This is a genomic window from Comamonas sp. AG1104, from assembly GCF_003350425.1.
GTDB classification, from domain to species: domain Bacteria; phylum Pseudomonadota; class Gammaproteobacteria; order Burkholderiales; family Burkholderiaceae_C; genus Comamonas; species Comamonas testosteroni.
The window spans coordinates 1-17,308 of record NZ_QQAS01000001.1 but is presented as its reverse complement, the minus strand read 5'-3'; the positions used below and the strand labels follow the sequence as shown (position 1 = coordinate 17,308).

Sequence of the window (17,308 nt, the reverse complement as noted above, 5' to 3'; positions counted from 1 at the left end):
AAGGCGCTACTGTTAACAAGGACGAAGCAACTCGCCAAACCCGTAATGTTTTCTGAAAAATTTTTTGCACCCGCCGCGCGAAAGCAGGAAACCTCAGCTGCGCGGCATCAAAGTGACCCAGTAACGCGTGCGCTGACGCAACTCCAGGGGCCATGTTTTCTGCAGCAGATCAAGGCTGCGCTCGGTATCCGTCAGGCTGAAAACCCCGGAGATGCGCAGTTGCGCCACACGCTCGTCGCAAGCCAGATGCCCTGCCCGGTAGCGGCTCAGTTGCGCCACCAAATCCGACAGCGGCATGCTTCTGGCTACCAGCAGCCCGTCCGTCCACGCGTCGCCATCACCGTCGCCTGCCTTCAGGTCATGAACTCCCGAGGCATCGAACCAGGCCTGCTCGCCCTGACGCAAAAGCTGGACTTGCGAAGCCGCTTGAGGTCTGAGCTCGACGGCATCGCTCAACACCTGCACCTGGGTTCCATCCTCCTGCACATGCGTCTGAAAGCGGGTGCCAAGCGCTCGCACCTGGCCGTGTGGCGTCTGCACGAACAAAGGACGATAGCGCTGCACTTCGCTGTCGGTTCCCGAGGTTAGCGCGATACGCCCCTTGATCAGAACCAGGCGTCTCTCGCCCTCATCGAAGCGCAGGTTCACGGCCGTCGAAGTGTCCATCAACATGATCGAGCCGTCGGCGAGCACCACGCGGCGCACCTCGCCGACTCCGGTGCGCAGATCAGCCAGCAAGGCGGTCTCGCCCCATTGCCGATTCGCCATCAGCACGGTGCATCCGGTACCCATCGCAATGGCCAGCAGGCCCATAGCCTTGCGACGGCCCATGTGCTTGCTCGCGCCATTCAGGGTCTGTTGCGCCAGAGCGGCCGGTACCGCAGGCATAGCAGCAAAACGACTTTGAATGCCCTGCAATCGCTCCCAGGCCAGGGCATGCTCGGGCGCGGCCTCTCTCCAGAGCCTGCACTCATCCCAGACGGCCGCAGATGCACTGCCGGCCTGAAGACGCACCAGCCATGCGATGGCCTTCTGGACCACCTCCGGCGACGGCTCGTTCGGGCCTGCGCTCATGCCGCGGCATCCAGGTAAACGATGCGGTAGCAGTGTGCAAAGGCAGCTGCCATGTATTTTTCGACCGAGCTCAGGGAAACACCCAGACGCGCTGCCACTTCCTTGTACGTCAGCCCATCGAGCTGCGCCAGCAAAAAGGCACTGCGCGCGCGGGCGCCCAGCCCGTCCAGCATGCGATCAATCTGCTCCAGTGCCTGCAGCACAATGGCCCGCTCTTCGGGCGAAGGACATACGGGCTCTGGCATCTGGGCCAAGGTTTCAAGATAGGCCCGCTCCAGAGACATGCGCCGGCAATGATCGATCAGCACGCTGCGTGCCACCGTGGCGAGAAAGGCTCTCGGCTCCTGCAACTCCTCCGGGCACTGCCTGAGCAGGCGCATATAAGTGTCCTGCGCCAGATCCGACGCATCCTGCACACAATGCACTCGCCGCCTCAGCCAGTTCACCAGCCATCCATGGTGGTCGCAATAAAGCGTGTGTAGAAGAGAAGAAGAACTAGCTTGCACACCAGCCATGGCTCATGATTTCCGTACGGTTCAAATTTAATTACTGAGAATCATTCTCAATTGTATTCATTTGAAACATATGCCATGCTTATCCATGTATGGCTCAAGGGAATGCCGACCTGGCCCTTGGCGATGAATCTGCCAGAGCTACATGAAGGTCTTGAGGCGTCAGCTGAGCTGGCAATGCTCCGATGGTCGAAAGAGTTGATGACGCTTTTTTGCAAGCCGAAAAGGAATGAATGGAAATCATTCTCAATGACATCTATAATCGGCTTTACATTTCTTCGCATGCCAGCATGATTTCTTGACACAAGCCAGCCAGCGAATCGACTGCATCGTTTGGTTGTCTGTCATGCTGAGCTCTCCGTCTACCTGCCTTTCCTCGCCCAGGGTGATTCACCCGCACTGTGTCGTTGCAGCTCCTGTCTGCGGCAATCCTTGCCGCCCAGCTCCAGCGCATCAGGAGGCGATATGAAAGCCACATCGCCCCTTATTCACTACCGCCTTGCGATTGCCTCGCGCAGTTTGGCTGCCGTCCTTGGAGGCTATGCGCTGGCCGCAGTCAGTACGGCTGCCCTGAGTCTCCTGCTGGGTTCCTTGATGAGCCGCGTGGAGGCGGTGATGACCGCTACCTTGCTGTCCTGGGTCATCTACGCCATGGCTATTGCCTGGAGCTTCTATGCACGCACGGCCTGGCTTGCCTGGGCCGGTGTACTCCTTCCTGCCCTAGCCCTAAGCGCAGCGCTGTATGGGCCATTGTGGTTGGGAGTGGAAGCATGACCGCCCCTCAAACCAAGACAAGCACCAAAACCACGCGCCAGCCCGAGCAGGAGGGTTTTCGCCAAGCCATGTCCTGGCTGCATACATGGTCGGGACTGATTCTGGGCTGGCTTCTGTTTGCGATCTTCGTCACCGGCACGCTGAGCTTCTTCAAGAACGAATTCAATCTGTGGATGCGGCCCGAGCTGCATGGCCTGCCACCACCCGACAGTGATGTCGCGCAACGCGCCCAGGCTGCACTGCACAAGCACGCGCCAGGCGTCAGCAACTTCATCATGCGTCTGCCCGATGAACGTACGCCGGCCGTCAATGTGCTGTGGCGCTACAAGCCCAACAGCCGCTTCGAGACATTGCTGCTGCACCCGCAAACCGGTGCGGCGCTGCAGGCCCGCGAGACCGCCGGCGGAGAATTTTTCTACCGCTTTCATTTCGAGCTTCGCACCGCTCACAAGGGCCGCTGGACGATCCAGGGCCGCTGGGTGGTGGGCGCGGCGACGCTGATGATGTTCATTGCCTTGCTGACCGGCGTGGTCACGCATCGCCGCATCTTCAAGGACTTCTTCACTTTTCGCCCGCGCAAGGGCGGACAGCGCGCCTGGCTGGACGCACACAACGTCTCGGGAGTACTGGTGCTGCCGTTCTATCTGATGATTACGTTCAGCGGTCTGATGATTTTTCACGCCATGTATATGCCGGCCGGCATAGCCGCCGCCTACCCTGGCGCAAAAGGAACGGATACGCAAAGCTATTTCTCCGAGTTGCAGGGCGATGTTCCCGGTGCGCGCAGCGCCAGACGTGGCGGCAACGCACAGACCGAACCCCTGCCTATGCTGGATCTGGGCCCCATGCTGAGCCAGGCCAGTCAGCTCTGGCATGGCGGTCGTGTCGGCAGCATCACCGTGCGCAGCGACAGCCAGGGTCCTCTGGTGGAAATCACCCGCCACGACGGCGACAGGCTGCAATACGGACCAGCGCGGCTGCGTTTCGATGGCCGCACCGGCCAGCTGCAAACCCAGGTCGATCCGCAAAGCCCAGCCATCAAAACCTATGGCGTGCTCTATGGCCTGCATCTGGGGCGTTTCGCCGATATCGGGATGCGCTGGGTGCTGTTTGGCTTTGGCGTCATGGGTTCGCTGATGATTGCCTCGGGCCTGATACTGTGGTCGGTCAAGCGCCGCGCCCAGGCCCTGCGCAAGACACCTGCCGCCCCCCTGCCCTTTGGCGAACGGCTGGTGGCAAGTTTCAATATCGGCCTCATGGGCGGTCTGCCGCTGGCGATCGCGGCCTATCTGTTGGCCAACCGGCTGCTGCCATTGGAGATGCCAGGCCGCCCCGATGCCGAACTGTCCTGCTTCTTCGGCACCTGGGCGCTGGCCCTGCTGCTGGGCCTGATCCGGCCTTCACGCCAGGGCTGGGCACTGGTTCTGGGTATGGCCGCCCTCGCCTATCTGCTCCTGCCTTTGGTCAATGCCTTGACCACTTCAACTCATCTGGGCATCAGCCTGCCAGCCATGGACTGGACCTGGGCCGGCATAGACCTGAGTTTTACGGCCGTGGGGCTGATGCTTGCCGCCCTCACCCGACATCTGCTGCAACGCCAATCCCAGACTGCAGCCAGACATGCGCTCCCCGCCAAGGCTGCGGCAGCCCCGGGACGCCAGCTCGGCGCCCAAGGGATCCCTGGCGACAACACTGCGCAGGAGGCATAGCAATGCTGCTCGACTTTCTGTTGTGCTTTGCCGCCTGGACGGCTCTTGCCCTGGCCATGGACCGACATCATGAAGACGCTTGGCCGGATATCGAGAGTGAAGCACCCGCTGCAGTACTGCGCCGCCAGCGCCTGTTCCAGGCCGGCTGGATCCTGCTGGTGCTGTCACTGGGCATTGCTCTGGGCTTTCCGGGTGCAACCACCGCTGCCATGTCGGCCACGGTGTGGACGGCCTCTCTTTGCCTGGCGGCTCTGGCCGCCACCAGCATGGCGACCTGGCAAGCACAGCGCCTGCCCCTGCTTGGCTTGATGGCACTGGCACTGGGAGTACTGGTTTTTACCTTCGACCGCCTCGGTCATTGACGGACGGCACTCAGAACTCGCAGAGGCCACGAATCAAAGAGCCGCTGAGCGTCAATGACTGAACCCAGGCAGCTATTGATGCGACGGGAATCCCGATCATGACCGGGCTGCGCATCGCTGTGCAGCGGCCGCCTCGGCGCTTGCATGGCTGGCCGTGGCCAATCGATTGAACAAGAGGTGCAAGGAAAGATCACAGAGCCATACAAGAGATCAACAGGCTCTCTTTTCTTGGAATCCAGACCGGCACTTGAGTCTGGATACCGGGCAGAAGACCTTCACTCGCTCAGAACAATTCATTCACCTATCCAGCATCCAAGGAGATTTTCATGCGCAGTTTTTATCATCCCATTGCTCTCGCCGCTCTGCTGCTTGCCAGCCTGGGCACAGCCCAAGCTCATCAAGTCTGGCTGGAGAACGATGGCGGCCAAGCCCAGTTGTTTTTTGGTGAGTTCAATGACAACCTGCGCGAGACCTCGCCTGGGGCGTTGGACAAATTTCTGGCCACGCCCACGCTGGCCCAGCAAACAGCCGGCGGCACGCAACAACTAAGCGGCCAGCGAAATGCCACGGGTTTCAGCTACAACGCGGCAAGCCAGGCACAAACCCTTTTTGCCAGCGCCGCCTATCCCTTGATTGACCGCAGCAAGCGCAATGAGCCAGCTTTGCTGTGGGTACCTGCGGCCCGCTGGGTAGCAACGCCGACACAGGCCGTGGCCGTCAATGCCCAGGCTCTGGATTTGGTGCCCACGGGCCAGCCGGGCCAATTCATGGTGAGCTTCAACGGCCTGGCTCTACCCAAAGCCAAGGTGCAGATCGTCGCCCCCTCGGGTTGGTCGCGCGAGGCGCAAAGCGACGAGCAAGGCCGGGTCAACTTTGCTCTGCCCTGGAAGGGCCTGTACGTAGCCGAAGTGCATCACAGCGACAAGCAAGGCGGCGAAGCGCAGGGCAAGCGCTATGGCGAAGCCAGCTATGTGACCACGTTGAGCTTCAGCGTCAAGGACGGCATGCCTTCCCCCGCCCTGCCGTCCGCCGTCAAGCCCTGACGCAGCCCCCATTCACTCCAGCAACCGCTCCGACCACCCCTGGTGGTCATTGTCCGTGGCCATCTATTTGACAACAGCACCATGAACCACCCGTTCCCCGGCGTACCCAGCCGATCATCGCTGGCCGTGCTCAGCGCCCTGACCTGCCTGAGCCTGAGCATTCAGGCACAGACCTCGCCTCCCGCACCCAGCGCAGACGGCAGTGCCGAAGTCATGCTGGCACCCGTTACCGTGCAAGACAGCCTGGCCGGTGAAACCGCCACTGGTCCGGTCAGCGGCTTTGTCGCCCGGCGTGCGCTCTCGGCCACCAAGACAGATACATCCTTGATCGAAACGCCGCAATCCATCAGCGTAGTCACACGCGACCAGTTCGAAGCCCAGGGCGTGACCACCCTGCGCGAAACCACGCGCTACACGGCGGGCATCAATTCCAGCTATTTCGACAACCGCGTGGACTCCTTCAAGGCCCGCGGCGGTGATGTCAGTCAGTACCAGGACGGGCTGCTGCGCACCTATGGCACCTATAACAACATCAAGGTCGAGCCCTATACGCTGGAGCGCGTGGAATTTTTACGCGGCCCCTCCTCCGTGCTCTATGGCCAGGGCAGCGTGGGCGGTGTACTCAACCTGACCAGCAAACGCCCCCAGGCCGAGCGCATGCATGAGGTGCAGATACAGCTCGGCAGCCACGGCCGCAAGCAGATTGCCAGCGACATGACCGGCGCCATGGACGAGGAAGGCAAGTGGCTCTATCGCCTGGTGGCCGTGGGCCGCGACAGCAAAACCCAGGTCGATCATGTCAAGGACGACCGCGTGGTGATTGCGCCTTCGCTGACCTATCGTCCCAGCACCGATACTTCGCTGACGTTGCAAGCCCTGTACCAAAAGGACAAGAGCGGCTCCATCACCCAGTTCTTTCCCTGGCAGGGAACGCGCCTGCCCAGCCCCTACGGACAGATTCCGACAAACACCTTTATCAGCGAACCGGGCTGGGACAAGTACGACTCCGAAAACAAGTCCTTTGGCTATCTGTTCAGCCACCGCCTGAACTCGCAATGGACACTGCGTCAGAACCTGCGCCGCACCATCAGTGAAGTGGACTACCGCACGCTCTACACCAGTTTTGCAGCCAACGCCGCCACGGGCCGTCCAGCGCGCCCAGTGTTTGACGCCAACGGCCGCACCGTACAGCGCGATGCCGTATGGCAGATCAACGGCGGACGCATGCTGCTGGTCGACACGCAGCTCGAAGGCCTGTTGCAAACCGGTGAGGTTCAGCACCAGCTGCTTGCAGGCATGGACTGGCAGCGCAACACCAGCAACCAATCCAACTGGCGCGGGCCAGGCACAGCGCTGGATGTCTACAACCCCGTGTATGGCACGTTCACGCCGCCCTCGGCCTCGCAACTGGTACGTGCGCCCAACGTCGCACAGCGCCAGCTCGGTTTCTATCTGCAGGACCAGCTGCGTTGGGGCCCCTGGACCGCGACAGTAGGTTTGCGCCACGACAAGGCAAAAACCGAGACCGAAGGTCGCCCGGCGGCGGCTGCCGACGACTCTGCCACCACCAAACGCCTGGGCGTGACCTACCAGGCCGGTGGTGGCTGGGCCCCGTATGTCAGCTACACCGAATCCTTCCAGCCTCTGGGCGGCGTGGACTACTACGGCACGCCGTTCAAGCCCCAGCGCGGCAAGCAGCTGGAAGCAGGCGTCAAATGGATTCCTGAGGGCAAAGGCATCTCTGGCTATGCCGCGGTTTACGGCCTGCGTGAACAGAATCGCAAGACCAATGACCCGGGCAACCCACTCAACAGCCTGCAACTGGGCGAGGTCAAAACCCAGGGCTTTGAAGCCGAGCTGATCGCAAGCCTGGCCAGAAACTGGGACTGGACGCTGGCCTACGCCTATACCGACGCAAAAATCAGCCGCAGCAACGCTGGCGACCAGGGGCAACGCGTAGCCTCCATATCGCGCCATATGGCCTCCAGCTGGCTCATGCACCGCTTTGCGGCCCAGGGCCGCGGCGGCTGGAGCATTGGCGCGGGCCTGCGCTATCTCGGGCCGCAGTGGAGCGGCACCTCTGCCATCGACACGCCATCAGCCCTGCTGGCCGACGCGATGGTGGCCTATGACGCTGGCGACTGGCGCCTTGCCCTGCATGCCAACAATATCGGCGACAAGGTGGTGATCACCCAATGCCTGTCGCGCGGCGACTGCTTCTACGGCGAACGCCGCAACTTTCTGCTGACTGCCACCTATCGTTACTGAACGGGCAGGCAATGCGAACAATGTCCAGCCGTCACTAGCAAATGCGAGGCGAAGGCGTCAACGGCACCTGCTCTTCAGTTTGTGAGGTCAGCTGGCGAGGCAGGTTGCGCTTGATTGAGGTGCCGCACGTAAGCGGCTGAGGGATCTCATTTCAGCGCAGCAAATTCGTTTCTGAGCACCTTGGTGTTGCGCTGATAGGCGCGCGGCGGCAGGCCGCACCAGCGCTTGAAAGCGCGGGCAAAAACGCGCTCTGACTCGTAACCGCAATCCTCGGCGATCTGGGCCAGCGGCAAACCCGATTCCAGTTGCTGGGCGGCATGTGCCATGCGTTGCTGTTGCAGATAGGCCATGGGAGATTCGCCAACCAGTGCCTTGAATTTTTCGGCAAAGAGCGAGCGCGACATGGCCGCCTCCCTGGCCAGGGCCTGCAAGGTCCAGCCATGGCTGGGGCGGCCGTGGATGGCGGCCATCGCCCTGGCAATCTGCACATCGGCCAGGCCGCGCACCCAGCCTTGACCGCGGTGCTGCTGTGCGGCGAAATGGTTGCTGAGCACGTGGATCAGGACCAATTCACCCAGGCGCGCGGCGGCCAATCGCCAGCCGGCGCGTCGCGCCAGCGAGTCCTCTATCAGAGTCTGCAGCATCCTGCCCAGCATGGCCGGTGGAGCGGCCTGCGCTGCAGGTATGTGCAGCAGCGGCGGCAGCAGAGTCAATATGGTGTGCCGGCAGTAGGCCGATATCCAGAGCAGCACCGAATCGATGCGGGTCTGGGACCCGCATCCACCATGCTCGAACGTCAGAGGGTTCTCGTCCTTTGGCCCCTGGGCAAAGCGCTCGATCATGCGTGCGAACGGCACCGGAGCCAGCGCGAGGTCCGACGCAATTACGTGCGGACTGCCCAGCGGAAGCACCACCAGATCGCCAGGCAAGACCTGCAACGGTGCCTGGCCTTGCACTTTCAGCCAGTACGGCTGCCCCTGGGCAATGCGAATCATGGTCCCTGGCACTCCCTCGGACGCCAGCGCCCAAGGCTCACCCAATGAAAAGCTGGCCGTCACCGCGCGCTCGGCTCGGCAGATGGCCAGCACGTCGCTTAAATGGTCGCTGCTTTGTTTCATGGAGGATTCCGGACGATTTGTGCCATTTTATGGATGCTTTGCGCTTCACGTGACAGGCTGCCTTGTCGACACTGGCTGGCACCGTAAGCGAGCTGCCAGCGCAGCCGGAACACGCAAACCATACCCATATCAAGGAGCAAACATGTCCAAGACACGATTGAAAATAGGCATTGTGGGAGGTGGCATTGGTGGCCTGGCCGCCGCCAACGCGCTGCACCGCAACGGACACGAGGTGACGGTGTTCGAGCAGAGCCGGCAATACCTGCGCGTGGGCGCCGACATCAATCTGACGCCCAATGCTGTACGCGCGCTAGACGGACTGGGCGACGGCATTGCGGCAGCCGTACGGGCTTCGGCTGCCCGCCCGACGCACCGTATCAGCCGCACCTGGGACAACGGCGAGGAAACATCGCGCCTGACCATGGGCAATGAGGCCGAGCGTCAATACGGTGCGCCACAACTCACCATCCATCGCGCCGACCTGCTGGCTGCGCTGGCCGATGCCTTTCCCCATGAGCAGGTGAAGTTCGCCAAACGCGTCAACCGGATTGTGCAAAACGATGCCGGCGTTGCCGTGGAATTTTCCGACGGCGCACGAGTCGATGGACTGGATGCGCTGATAGGCTCGGACGGAATTCATTCTGTGGTGCGCACATCCCTGTTTGGCGCAGAGAGCCCGCGCTTCACCGGAGTGGTGGCATTTCGCACCGTGGTGCCCACCGAGCGCGTGCGCCATGTTCCCGATATCGGGGCCTTCACCAAATGGTGGGGACCGACTCCGGACAGCCAGATCGTGACCTTTCCGCTCAATCAGGGCCGCGACACCTTCATCTTCGCCACCACGGCGCAGGAATCCTGGCATGAGGAATCCTGGACCACCGAGGGCAGCGTGACCGAACTGCGCGGCTTCTATGCAGGCTTCCATCCACATGCACGGGCCTTGCTGGATGCGTGTGACAGCGTACTCAAGACGGCTCTGTATGAGCGCGACCCGCTGCCGCACTGGTCGCAGGGCCGCATATCGTTGCTCGGCGATGCCAGCCATCCCATGATGCCGTTCATGGCCCAGGGTGCCGGCATGGCGATCGAAGATGCCGTGGTGCTGGCCCGCAATCTTGATGCCGTGCAGGACGCTGAAGGCGTTGCGCAAGCCTTGCAGAACTACGAGGTCATGCGCAAACAGCGCACCAGTCAGATCCAGATCGGCTCACGAGGCAATAACTGGCTGCGTGCCGGAGGCAATGCCGACTGGGTCTATGGCTATGACGCGTGGCAAGTTGCTTTGACGGCCGAGCCGGCTGCCTGCTCTACCTGAGCGACGGTACACCCCGGCAGTCTGCCTCCGGGGTTGATGGTGCGGTCTTGAGCGGACATCGTGGCGCTGTCGGCATCCGGCGGAAAGCCACGGTGCATGGCTGGCTCCCATGCTTTGCTTGGCCCATTGCATGAGCCTGCCTCTGCCCATGAGCATGAAGACAGGTGTCTGCGGGAGTGCATCCTGCCATGGTGGATCCGGATCTCGCCAAGCGCTGCTGACTTGCGAGACATATTCAAGGACCGTGACTAGCGACCTCGAAAACCAGGCGAGAAAGTGCTGGTCGGTGACTTCCAGTCGCGGCTTTGGAAGTGGCTGGCCTCAGCCTTCATTCTCAAAATAGCGCATCAGACGGCGAAGCACACGTAATGTGCTGATCGGCATGACCCCGCCTGCAGCATGCGGAAACTCGTGCGTCTATATGTGTTGCAACAGCATCCAGGCAGCCATCCAACACAGGGCATCAGGAACTATTCCAGACCTGCTTCATCCTCGCCGGACAAAGCGCCTGCTTTCTCGCAATGTGCACGCAAGCGCATCAGCGCGTTGTACATGACATTGCGCTCATCTTCAGGCAATGCCCGAATGGCAGCAGCCTGGCTGGCACGCGCCAAGGGCATGACCTGTGCATGCAGGGCCTCGCCCTGTTCGGTGACTTGACAAAAAATCTTCTTGCGCGGCGTATTGCCTTCACCCTGCAGATCCACCAGGCCTTTGGATTGCAGCCGCTTGAGAGCGCGGCTCACCAAGGCTTTGTCCGAGGTGGACTGAATGACCAGATCCGAGAAGGCCAACCGCTTCGAGTGAGCAATCAAGGCCAGCAAGCGCCACTCCGAGACCGTCAGATCATGTTTCTCGGCATAGGGCACGGTAATCGTGCGACGCAGAGCATTGCCCACCTGACTCATCAATGTGGTGATGAAGTCGTCCACCGTCAGTCCATCACCTTGCGCGTTCAAGTGCGACCAGGGCGTTTCACACGTTTTCTTGTTCATGCGCCATTGTTCCATTGGAATTAACAAAATCCAATGTCAATAGTGAAAACGGCAATTTGATCAATCAACTATAGGCGTATAACTTCACTCATTGTTTCTTTTGCGACCCATTGTTTCACTATTGAATCAAAAATGTCGCGTATGAGATTTATACCCACGGCCCAAGGAGAGGCGACCATGTCAGTTGATAGACGCCAGTTTTGCTTTACCGCGCTTGCCTGCGGCACGCTGCTTGCGCAGCCGGTGCTTGCTGAAGAGACTTATCCGAGCAAGCCCATCACGGTGATCGTGTCTTACCCGCCGGGCGGGGATACCGACGCAATCGCCCGCCTCTTTGCCGACAAGCTCAGCCACAGGCTCAAGCAGACCGTGCTGATCGACAACCGCCCGGGTGCTGGCGGTGCGATAGGCAACGGTATGGTGGGGCGTGCACGTGCCGATGGCTACACCTTGCTGTTCACTCCCAACCCCTTCACCACAGCGCCCCTGGTCATGAAGCTGTCGGGGGCTGCAGCCTACGACGTGCTCAAGGGCTATGAAGCCATCGTCAACACCGCCACCCAGCCCCTGGTGCTGGTCACAAGCCCCAAGCTCGGTGTCAAAAATCTGCCTGAGCTGATTGCCAGGGCCAAGAGTGGCGCCACCGTCTCCTATGCCAGCCCCGGCGCCGGCTCGCCCATGCACATCGCCGGCGAGTGGCTGAACAAGGCCGCTGGCGTCAAGCTGTCCCATGTTCCATACCGCGGCGTCGGGCCCTCGGTGACCGATGTCGTGGCCGGCCATGTCGATACTGCCTGGGTCACTTTCGGACCGGTGCGCCAGTATCTGGACTCCGGCAAGCTGCTGGCGCTGGCCATAGGCGATACCAAGCGCTCATCGCTTGCACCTGCCGTTCCGACCTTGACCGAGCTGGGCTACAAGGATGTGGTGGTCAGCGCCTGGAACGGCTTCTTTGCTCCCAAGAAGACCCCTGCCGCAGTGATCAATCTGCTCAACGAGCACCTCAATGCCATTTTGCGAGAGCCCGAAGTCGTGGAAAAGCTCGCGGTCTTCGGCGCCCTGCCTGCGGGCGGATCGCCCAAGGTGCTCAGCGATCTCAATCAACGCGAGTACATGGTGATGGGCCAGGCCATCAAGGAACTCGGCATCGTGGCCGAGTGAAACCGGTGAATCGCGCAGGCCCAGGTCTGGGCGATTCCAACTGACCTCTATATGACTGACGTGGCACAAGCCCGGGGTCCGCAGCGACCCTGGCCTTCTGCCGCGAGGCACGGATATGACATCTGCTCTTTCATCTCGATCCACGCTGGGCATGGACACTCCGCAGGTAACGGCCAAGGCCAAGGTGCTTGGCCGGGCCGTCTACGCAGGAGACCTCAAGCTTGCCGGCATGTTGCATGGCAAGGTTCTGCGCAGCCCTTACCCGCATGCGCGCATCGTTCGCATAGACACTGCCGAGGCGCGTGCGCTGCCTGGCGTCAAGGCGGTTCTGACCGGCGAGGATGCTCCCGCCAACCTTTGGGGGGCGCATCACAAGGAACGCGCCGTTCTGGCCAAAGGCGTGGTGCGTTATTGCGGCGAAGAGGTAGCCGCCGTGGCCGCCGTCTCCGATGAGATCGCACGCGACGCGCTGGATCTGATTCGGGTGGAGTACGAAGAACTACCCGCCATTCTGACGCCCGAGGAAGCCATGGATGAGGAAGCCTTCGGCATCCATCCAGGGCGCAACAATGTGGCCCAGCATATCCAGTTCGAGCGCGGAGATGTGGATGCAGGCTTTGCCGCCGCGGATCTGATCCACGAAGCCACCTACACCACGCATTCTCAATACCCCGGCTATATGGAGCCCATGGCCACGGTGGCCTCGCTGGACCCCGATGGCCGACTTGTGCTCTACACCTCGACCCAGGCTGTGAATCTGGTGCGCATGCAGGTGGCCATGACCCTTGGTCTGCCCATCTCCCGCGTGCGCGTGTTGCAGGCTGCGACCGGCGGCGGCTTCGGCGGCAAGATCGTCGAGGACGACAACCAGTTGCTTGCCGGCCTGCTGGCTCTGCATACCCGGCGTCCGGTGCGACTGGTCAACAACCGCCTGGAGGACTTCCAGGCCGCATGCGCCAGCGTGCCCGAGCACATCACCCTCAAGCTGGGCATGCTCAAGGACGGCAGCATTGTCGCCAAGCAGGTTCGCATCATTGCCGAATGCGGTGCATATGCAGGCCTTGCGGGTGATGTGATGCACGTCAGCGCCATGCGCAGCGACAACATGCACCGCAATCCGAATGTGCGTTCGGAAGCGACGCTGTACTACACCAACAATCCGCCACGCGGTGCCTTCAGGGGCTTTGGCGGAACCCAGATGCAGTTTGCGCTCAACAGCCATATCCACACCATGGCGGAGAAACTGGGCCTGGACCCGGTGCAGGTGCACAAGATCAACGCGCTCAAGGCCGGTGATGTCTCGATTCACGGCTGGCATATCGGCAGCACCGGACTTCGGGAGTGCATAGACATGGCAACCGAGGCCATAGGTTGGACCCACAAGCGCCAATGCGCCAAGGCCAGTGGCGTCAAGCGCCGCGGCGTGGGCATGGCAGCGGCCATGCATGTGAGCGGCAACCGAACCATCGGCAACTGGGATGGATCGACATTGGTCATCAAGATCAATGAGGACGGTCGCGTCTTCCTCATCAGCGGTGAATGCGATATGGGCCAGGGGGCAAGCACCATGCTCAGCCAGATCGTGGCCCATGAACTGGACCTGCCTCTGGCCGACATTCATGTGCTTGCACCCGACACCGATGTCTCTCCGGTGGCCGTGGGCACTCTGGCTTCACGCGTCACCATGTCGGGCGGCAACGCAGCCATCATCGCTGCACGCAAGGCGCGGCACGAGCTGCTGAGCCTGGCTGCCGAGCGCCTGAATGCCCCCTCAGACGCTCTGACGCTGGAAGGCGGTGCTGTTTGCGTAAGTGCCGCGCCTGAACGCCGCGTCACCCTGGCCGATCTGGCGCGCCAGCATATCTGGCGCCATGGCGGAGGTGGCATCCAGGTCACCGGGACCTGGGACCCCAAGACCGTCATGCATGACGACAAGCTCTACGGCAATATCGCCGCTGCCTACTCCTACGCCGCCCAGGCCGTTGAAGTCGAGGTCGACATCGAGACCGGCCAGGTCAGCATCATCGACAGCTATGTTGCCGACGACTGCGGCAAGGCGCTCAACCCCATTGCGATTCACGGCCAGACCAATGGCGCCACCGTTCAGGCCATCGGCTGGACGCTGTATGAGCAGTTGCACTACGAGGGCGGGCGCCTGGCGAACGGCAATTTCGCTGACTACAACATGGCCACCGCCGATGCGGTGCCCATGCTGCGCGGCGGCCTTGTGGAATCCAACGATCCCAACGGCCCCTATGGCGCCAAAGGGGCCAGCGAGACCGCCATCCTGCCAGGCGCACCAGCCATCGCCAACGCCGTCTATGACGCGATTGGCGTGCGCATCACCGACCTGCCCATCACCCCGGAAAAAGTGCTGGCTGCATGGCGCGACAAGCAGCAGCAAGGAGCAAGCCATGCGTGAATTTGATTTTGCGGAGCCCCGCTCGGTAGCGGAGGCCAGCCAGATGCTGGCCGAATACGGCGACGATGCACGCATCATCGCGGGCGGATCGGCGCTGATGCTGGCCATGCGCCAACGCATGCTTGCACCCACGCACCTGATCTCGGTGGCAAGGCTGCCCCGCCTGCATGGCATCGATTTCGATCCACGGGAAGGTCTGCGCATCGGAGCCATGAGCCGCCATATCGATGTGGCTCGCTCCGAGCTCGTGAAAGCGCATGCACCGGTGCTTGCCCGGATGGCCGCCCAGGTGGCCAATCCCCAGGTGCGTAACCAGGGAACGATTGGCGGCAATCTCTGCTATGCCGACCCCTCCACGGACCCGCCCGGCTGCCTCATGGCCCTCGATGCCTTGGTCGTTCTGGGCAGCACACGCGGAGAGCGCGTGTTGTCGATGGAAGAGTTTTTGGTCGACTACTACACCACGGCCATGGAGAGCGATGAACTGCTGCTGGAAATCCGGGTGCCGCTGCAGGCGCCCGGCACCCAGGGGGAATACACGCGCTTTCTGCGCACGGCAGCAGAACACCGGCCTCTGGTCAGCGTGGCCCTGGTTGTGCAAAAAGAAGGGCAGATATGCCATCAGGCACGTCTGGCCGTGGGCGCATCCACACCCATTCCCACCAGGCTGCGCCGTGCCGAGGAATGCTTGCGTGGCAAGACCGTGAATGCGCAGCTCGCTGCAGAGGTCGCAAGCATCGTGGCTGAGGACATCCAACCGGTCTCCGACCTGCGGGGCAGTAGCGAGTTTCGCCGAGAAATGGTGCGCACGGTAACCCGCCGCACGGTGGCCACGCTGTTTGGAATTGATATCAATGAAGGAGTTGCAGCATGAGCACGCATCGCATCGAATTCCAGGTCAACGGCGAATCGCATAGCGCTGAAGTCGCGTCACGACGACTGCTATCGGATTTCCTGCGAGACGACCTGCATCTGACAGGCACCAAGCGAGGCTGCGAAACCGGCACCTGTGGCGCCTGCTCGGTGCTGCTGGACGGCGAAGTCATCAAATCCTGTCTGATGCTGGCCGTGCAGGTTCACGGGCGCAGCATCACCACCATCGAAGGGCTGGCCGCCAACGACCAGCTGCACCCCCTGCAGAAGAACTTCATGCAGTGCGGCGGGCTGCAGTGCGGCTACTGCACGCCGGGTTTCATCATGGCCTCCTGCGACCTGCTCAAGAACACGCCCCAGCCTAGCTGCGAGGAAGTGCGCCACGGCCTCAGCGGCAATCTCTGCCGCTGCACCGGATACACCCAAATCGTCGAGTCCGTGCTGCATGCAGCACAGGAGATGCATCATGGAAATTGAAAAAAGCCTGACCGTTTCAGCCCCTCCCCAGCAGGTCTGGGATCTGCTCCTCAATCCCCAGATCATGGCCGGCGCCGTGCCCGGGATGAAGTCCATCGATGTCATCAGTCCCACGGAATACGTGGCGGAGATGCACCAGAAGATTTCCTTCATCAGCGCCAAGTTCAAGCTCAAGACCAGGATCGTCGAGCAGAACGCTCCGGAATACATGCGCGTGGAAGGCACGGGCGAGGATGCCTCGGTGGCCAGTTCACTCAAGCAAACCAGCGAAGTGTTTCTGACGCCCGCTGCCAACGGCGGCACGGATCTGCGCATCAAGGTCCAGGTGGATGTGCTGGGCCGCCTGGGCGCCTTTGGCCTGTCGGTCATGAAGACCAAGGCTGATCGTCTATGGGAAGAGTTTGGCAGCAATCTGGCTGCTCGCATCGAGGCTGGTGGCTTGATCGTTGATGCGGCGCCAGCTTCCACCGCCGCACCCTCGACAGCGCCCACCATGCCTTCATCGGCCAAGCAAGCTGCCCTGAGCCCTGAGATCAAGCCCGCCGCCGTGTCAGCCGTCTGCTCTAGCGCAGTGCCGCAGGGTCGGATGGAAGCAGCCATCACCGCCTCCGCGCAGGACACATACAGCGAAGCCGGCTGGTGGACCCGCATCTTCGGAGGTACTCGCAATGCACGCAGCACCGGCCAGGTCATACGCGTAGAAGTGCGTCAGATGGACAAGACCATCTGTGTCGAGTGGCCTGCCACAGCTGCATCCGAATGCCGGGAATGGCTCCAGTCTCTGCACAAGTAAGCACTGCTTTTGCGCCGATCAAGAAGGAGGCTCACGACTCAACAGCTCGATCACATCAAGCCACGCATGCAAAAAATACTGAATGACATTAAAAATTGGAGACATTCATGCTGAAGAAGGTAGCGAGCGCCATTGCGCTTCTGGGGGTGGGAGGATTGGCACACGCACAATCGTCCGTACAGATTTACGGCATCATGGACACGGCCGTCGAGACCATGAACAACGTGGGCGCAACCAAGTCCAACCTCACACGTATGCCCAATCTCTCGGGCAGCGTTCCTTCGCGCCTGGGCTTTCGCGGCCGCGAGGATCTGGGGGGCGGATTGAGCGCATCCTTCACGCTGGAGATGGGTATCGGCCCCGACAGCGGAGCCCTCAACCAGGGCGGTCGAGGTTTCGGCCGCCAGTCCTT

The 17,308-nt window shown here is 61.5% G+C and carries 16 protein-coding genes; 12 read left to right on the top strand and 4 right to left on the bottom strand.

The features are described 5' to 3' along the window. Nucleotides 1-93: 93 nt before the first annotated feature. Nucleotides 94-1,074, bottom strand: coding sequence for a FecR domain-containing protein (locus DFO48_RS00085; RefSeq protein ID WP_114862175.1), 981 nt, complete (start codon nt 1,072-1,074; stop codon nt 94-96). Then, a complete protein-coding gene (locus DFO48_RS00080) occupies nt 1,071-1,589 on the bottom strand; it encodes a sigma-70 family RNA polymerase sigma factor (protein ID WP_034349186.1) in 519 nt (172 codons plus the stop codon). The genes DFO48_RS00085 and DFO48_RS00080 overlap by 4 nt, the downstream gene beginning before the upstream one ends. A gap of 462 nt (nt 1,590-2,051) precedes the next feature. Between DFO48_RS00080 and DFO48_RS00070 the strand changes: the two genes are divergently transcribed. The 5 genes from DFO48_RS00070 to DFO48_RS00050 all read left to right on the top strand — a co-directional run bounded on the left by DFO48_RS00070 (nt 2,052) and on the right by DFO48_RS00050 (nt 7,742). Next, the gene (locus DFO48_RS00070) at nt 2,052-2,360 is read left to right on the top strand and encodes a DUF3649 domain-containing protein (RefSeq protein WP_003077235.1); all 309 of its coding nucleotides are present in this window, start codon (nt 2,052-2,054) and stop codon (nt 2,358-2,360) included. Then, on the top strand, nt 2,357-4,069 hold the full coding sequence (locus DFO48_RS00065) for a PepSY domain-containing protein (protein ID WP_114862173.1): 1,713 nt from the start codon (nt 2,357-2,359) through the stop codon (nt 4,067-4,069). The genes DFO48_RS00070 and DFO48_RS00065 overlap by 4 nt, the downstream gene beginning before the upstream one ends. A 2-nt stretch (nt 4,070-4,071) precedes the next feature. Next, the gene (locus DFO48_RS00060; protein ID WP_114862172.1) at nt 4,072-4,431 is read left to right on the top strand and encodes a DUF3325 domain-containing protein; all 360 of its coding nucleotides are present in this window, start codon (nt 4,072-4,074) and stop codon (nt 4,429-4,431) included. A gap of 326 nt (nt 4,432-4,757) precedes the next feature. Next, nucleotides 4,758-5,474 carry a TonB-dependent receptor gene (locus DFO48_RS00055; RefSeq protein WP_114862171.1) on the top strand — a complete coding sequence of 239 codons (717 nt, stop codon included), beginning with the start codon at nt 4,758-4,760 and terminating at the stop codon, nt 5,472-5,474. 81 nt (nt 5,475-5,555) lie between these two features. Beyond that, a complete protein-coding gene (locus DFO48_RS00050) occupies nt 5,556-7,742 on the top strand; it encodes a TonB-dependent siderophore receptor (protein ID WP_114862170.1) in 2,187 nt (728 codons plus the stop codon). A gap of 146 nt (nt 7,743-7,888) precedes the next feature. Here the strand turns inward: DFO48_RS00050 and DFO48_RS00045 are convergent, their stop codons facing one another. After that, nucleotides 7,889-8,860: an AraC family transcriptional regulator gene (locus tag DFO48_RS00045; protein ID WP_114862169.1), complete on the bottom strand. Its 972-nt coding sequence runs from the start codon at nt 8,858-8,860 to the stop codon at nt 7,889-7,891. A gap of 142 nt (nt 8,861-9,002) precedes the next feature. Between DFO48_RS00045 and DFO48_RS00040 the strand changes: the two genes are divergently transcribed. Beyond that, nucleotides 9,003-10,175 carry an FAD-dependent monooxygenase gene (locus tag DFO48_RS00040; RefSeq protein WP_114862168.1) on the top strand — a complete coding sequence of 391 codons (1,173 nt, stop codon included), beginning with the start codon at nt 9,003-9,005 and terminating at the stop codon, nt 10,173-10,175. Between the two features lie 470 nt (nt 10,176-10,645). Here DFO48_RS00040 and DFO48_RS00035 read toward each other — a convergent pair whose 3' ends face one another. After that, nucleotides 10,646-11,170: a MarR family winged helix-turn-helix transcriptional regulator gene (locus DFO48_RS00035; RefSeq protein ID WP_114862167.1), complete on the bottom strand. Its 525-nt coding sequence runs from the start codon at nt 11,168-11,170 to the stop codon at nt 10,646-10,648. A 177-nt stretch (nt 11,171-11,347) separates the two neighbouring features. On the opposite strand from DFO48_RS00035, the gene DFO48_RS00030 reads away from it, so the two are divergent. The 6 genes from DFO48_RS00030 to DFO48_RS00005 all read left to right on the top strand — a co-directional run. Next, complete coding sequence (locus tag DFO48_RS00030) at nt 11,348-12,331, top strand: tripartite tricarboxylate transporter substrate binding protein (RefSeq protein WP_114862166.1); 984 nt, start codon at nt 11,348-11,350, stop codon at nt 12,329-12,331. Between the two features lie 115 nt (nt 12,332-12,446). Next, nucleotides 12,447-14,753 (top strand): xanthine dehydrogenase family protein molybdopterin-binding subunit, encoded by a 2,307-nt coding sequence (locus DFO48_RS00025; protein ID WP_114862165.1) that lies wholly within the window; start codon nt 12,447-12,449, stop codon nt 14,751-14,753. Beyond that, on the top strand, nt 14,746-15,627 hold the full coding sequence (locus DFO48_RS00020; protein ID WP_114862164.1) for a xanthine dehydrogenase family protein subunit M: 882 nt from the start codon (nt 14,746-14,748) through the stop codon (nt 15,625-15,627). The genes DFO48_RS00025 and DFO48_RS00020 overlap by 8 nt, the downstream gene beginning before the upstream one ends. Beyond that, nucleotides 15,624-16,103: a (2Fe-2S)-binding protein gene (locus tag DFO48_RS00015; RefSeq protein ID WP_003077211.1), complete on the top strand. Its 480-nt coding sequence runs from the start codon at nt 15,624-15,626 to the stop codon at nt 16,101-16,103. Before DFO48_RS00020 ends, DFO48_RS00015 begins: the two co-directional genes overlap by 4 nt. Then, nucleotides 16,093-16,896 carry a CoxG family protein gene (locus tag DFO48_RS00010; RefSeq protein WP_114862163.1) on the top strand — a complete coding sequence of 268 codons (804 nt, stop codon included), beginning with the start codon at nt 16,093-16,095 and terminating at the stop codon, nt 16,894-16,896. Before DFO48_RS00015 ends, DFO48_RS00010 begins: the two co-directional genes overlap by 11 nt. 107 nt (nt 16,897-17,003) lie before the next feature. Continuing rightward, a partial coding sequence (locus tag DFO48_RS00005) for a porin (RefSeq protein WP_147282716.1) occupies nt 17,004-17,308 on the top strand: 305 nt, incomplete at its 3' end.

Excerpts from the sequence above, each read along its gene's own strand:
- DFO48_RS00020 (WP_114862164.1), top strand. The coding sequence starts at position 14,746 with ATGCGTGAATTTGATTTTGCGGAGCCCCGCTCGGTAGCGGAGGCCAGC.
- DFO48_RS00085 (WP_114862175.1), bottom strand. The coding sequence starts at position 1,074 with ATGAGCGCAGGCCCGAACGAGCCGTCGCCGGAGGTGGTCCAGAAGGCC.
- DFO48_RS00025 (WP_114862165.1), top strand. The coding sequence starts at position 12,447 with ATGACATCTGCTCTTTCATCTCGATCCACGCTGGGCATGGACACTCCG.
- DFO48_RS00015 (WP_003077211.1), top strand. The coding sequence starts at position 15,624 with ATGAGCACGCATCGCATCGAATTCCAGGTCAACGGCGAATCGCATAGC.
- DFO48_RS00065 (WP_114862173.1), top strand. The coding sequence starts at position 2,357 with ATGACCGCCCCTCAAACCAAGACAAGCACCAAAACCACGCGCCAGCCC.
- DFO48_RS00080 (WP_034349186.1), bottom strand. The coding sequence starts at position 1,589 with ATGGCTGGTGTGCAAGCTAGTTCTTCTTCTCTTCTACACACGCTTTAT.
- DFO48_RS00045 (WP_114862169.1), bottom strand. The coding sequence starts at position 8,860 with ATGAAACAAAGCAGCGACCATTTAAGCGACGTGCTGGCCATCTGCCGA.
- DFO48_RS00050 (WP_114862170.1), top strand. The coding sequence starts at position 5,556 with ATGAACCACCCGTTCCCCGGCGTACCCAGCCGATCATCGCTGGCCGTG.
- DFO48_RS00030 (WP_114862166.1), top strand. The coding sequence starts at position 11,348 with ATGTCAGTTGATAGACGCCAGTTTTGCTTTACCGCGCTTGCCTGCGGC.
- DFO48_RS00070 (WP_003077235.1), top strand. The coding sequence starts at position 2,052 with ATGAAAGCCACATCGCCCCTTATTCACTACCGCCTTGCGATTGCCTCG.
- DFO48_RS00010 (WP_114862163.1), top strand. The coding sequence starts at position 16,093 with ATGGAAATTGAAAAAAGCCTGACCGTTTCAGCCCCTCCCCAGCAGGTC.
- DFO48_RS00040 (WP_114862168.1), top strand. The coding sequence starts at position 9,003 with ATGTCCAAGACACGATTGAAAATAGGCATTGTGGGAGGTGGCATTGGT.
- DFO48_RS00035 (WP_114862167.1), bottom strand. The coding sequence starts at position 11,170 with ATGAACAAGAAAACGTGTGAAACGCCCTGGTCGCACTTGAACGCGCAA.
- DFO48_RS00055 (WP_114862171.1), top strand. The coding sequence starts at position 4,758 with ATGCGCAGTTTTTATCATCCCATTGCTCTCGCCGCTCTGCTGCTTGCC.
- DFO48_RS00060 (WP_114862172.1), top strand. The coding sequence starts at position 4,072 with ATGCTGCTCGACTTTCTGTTGTGCTTTGCCGCCTGGACGGCTCTTGCC.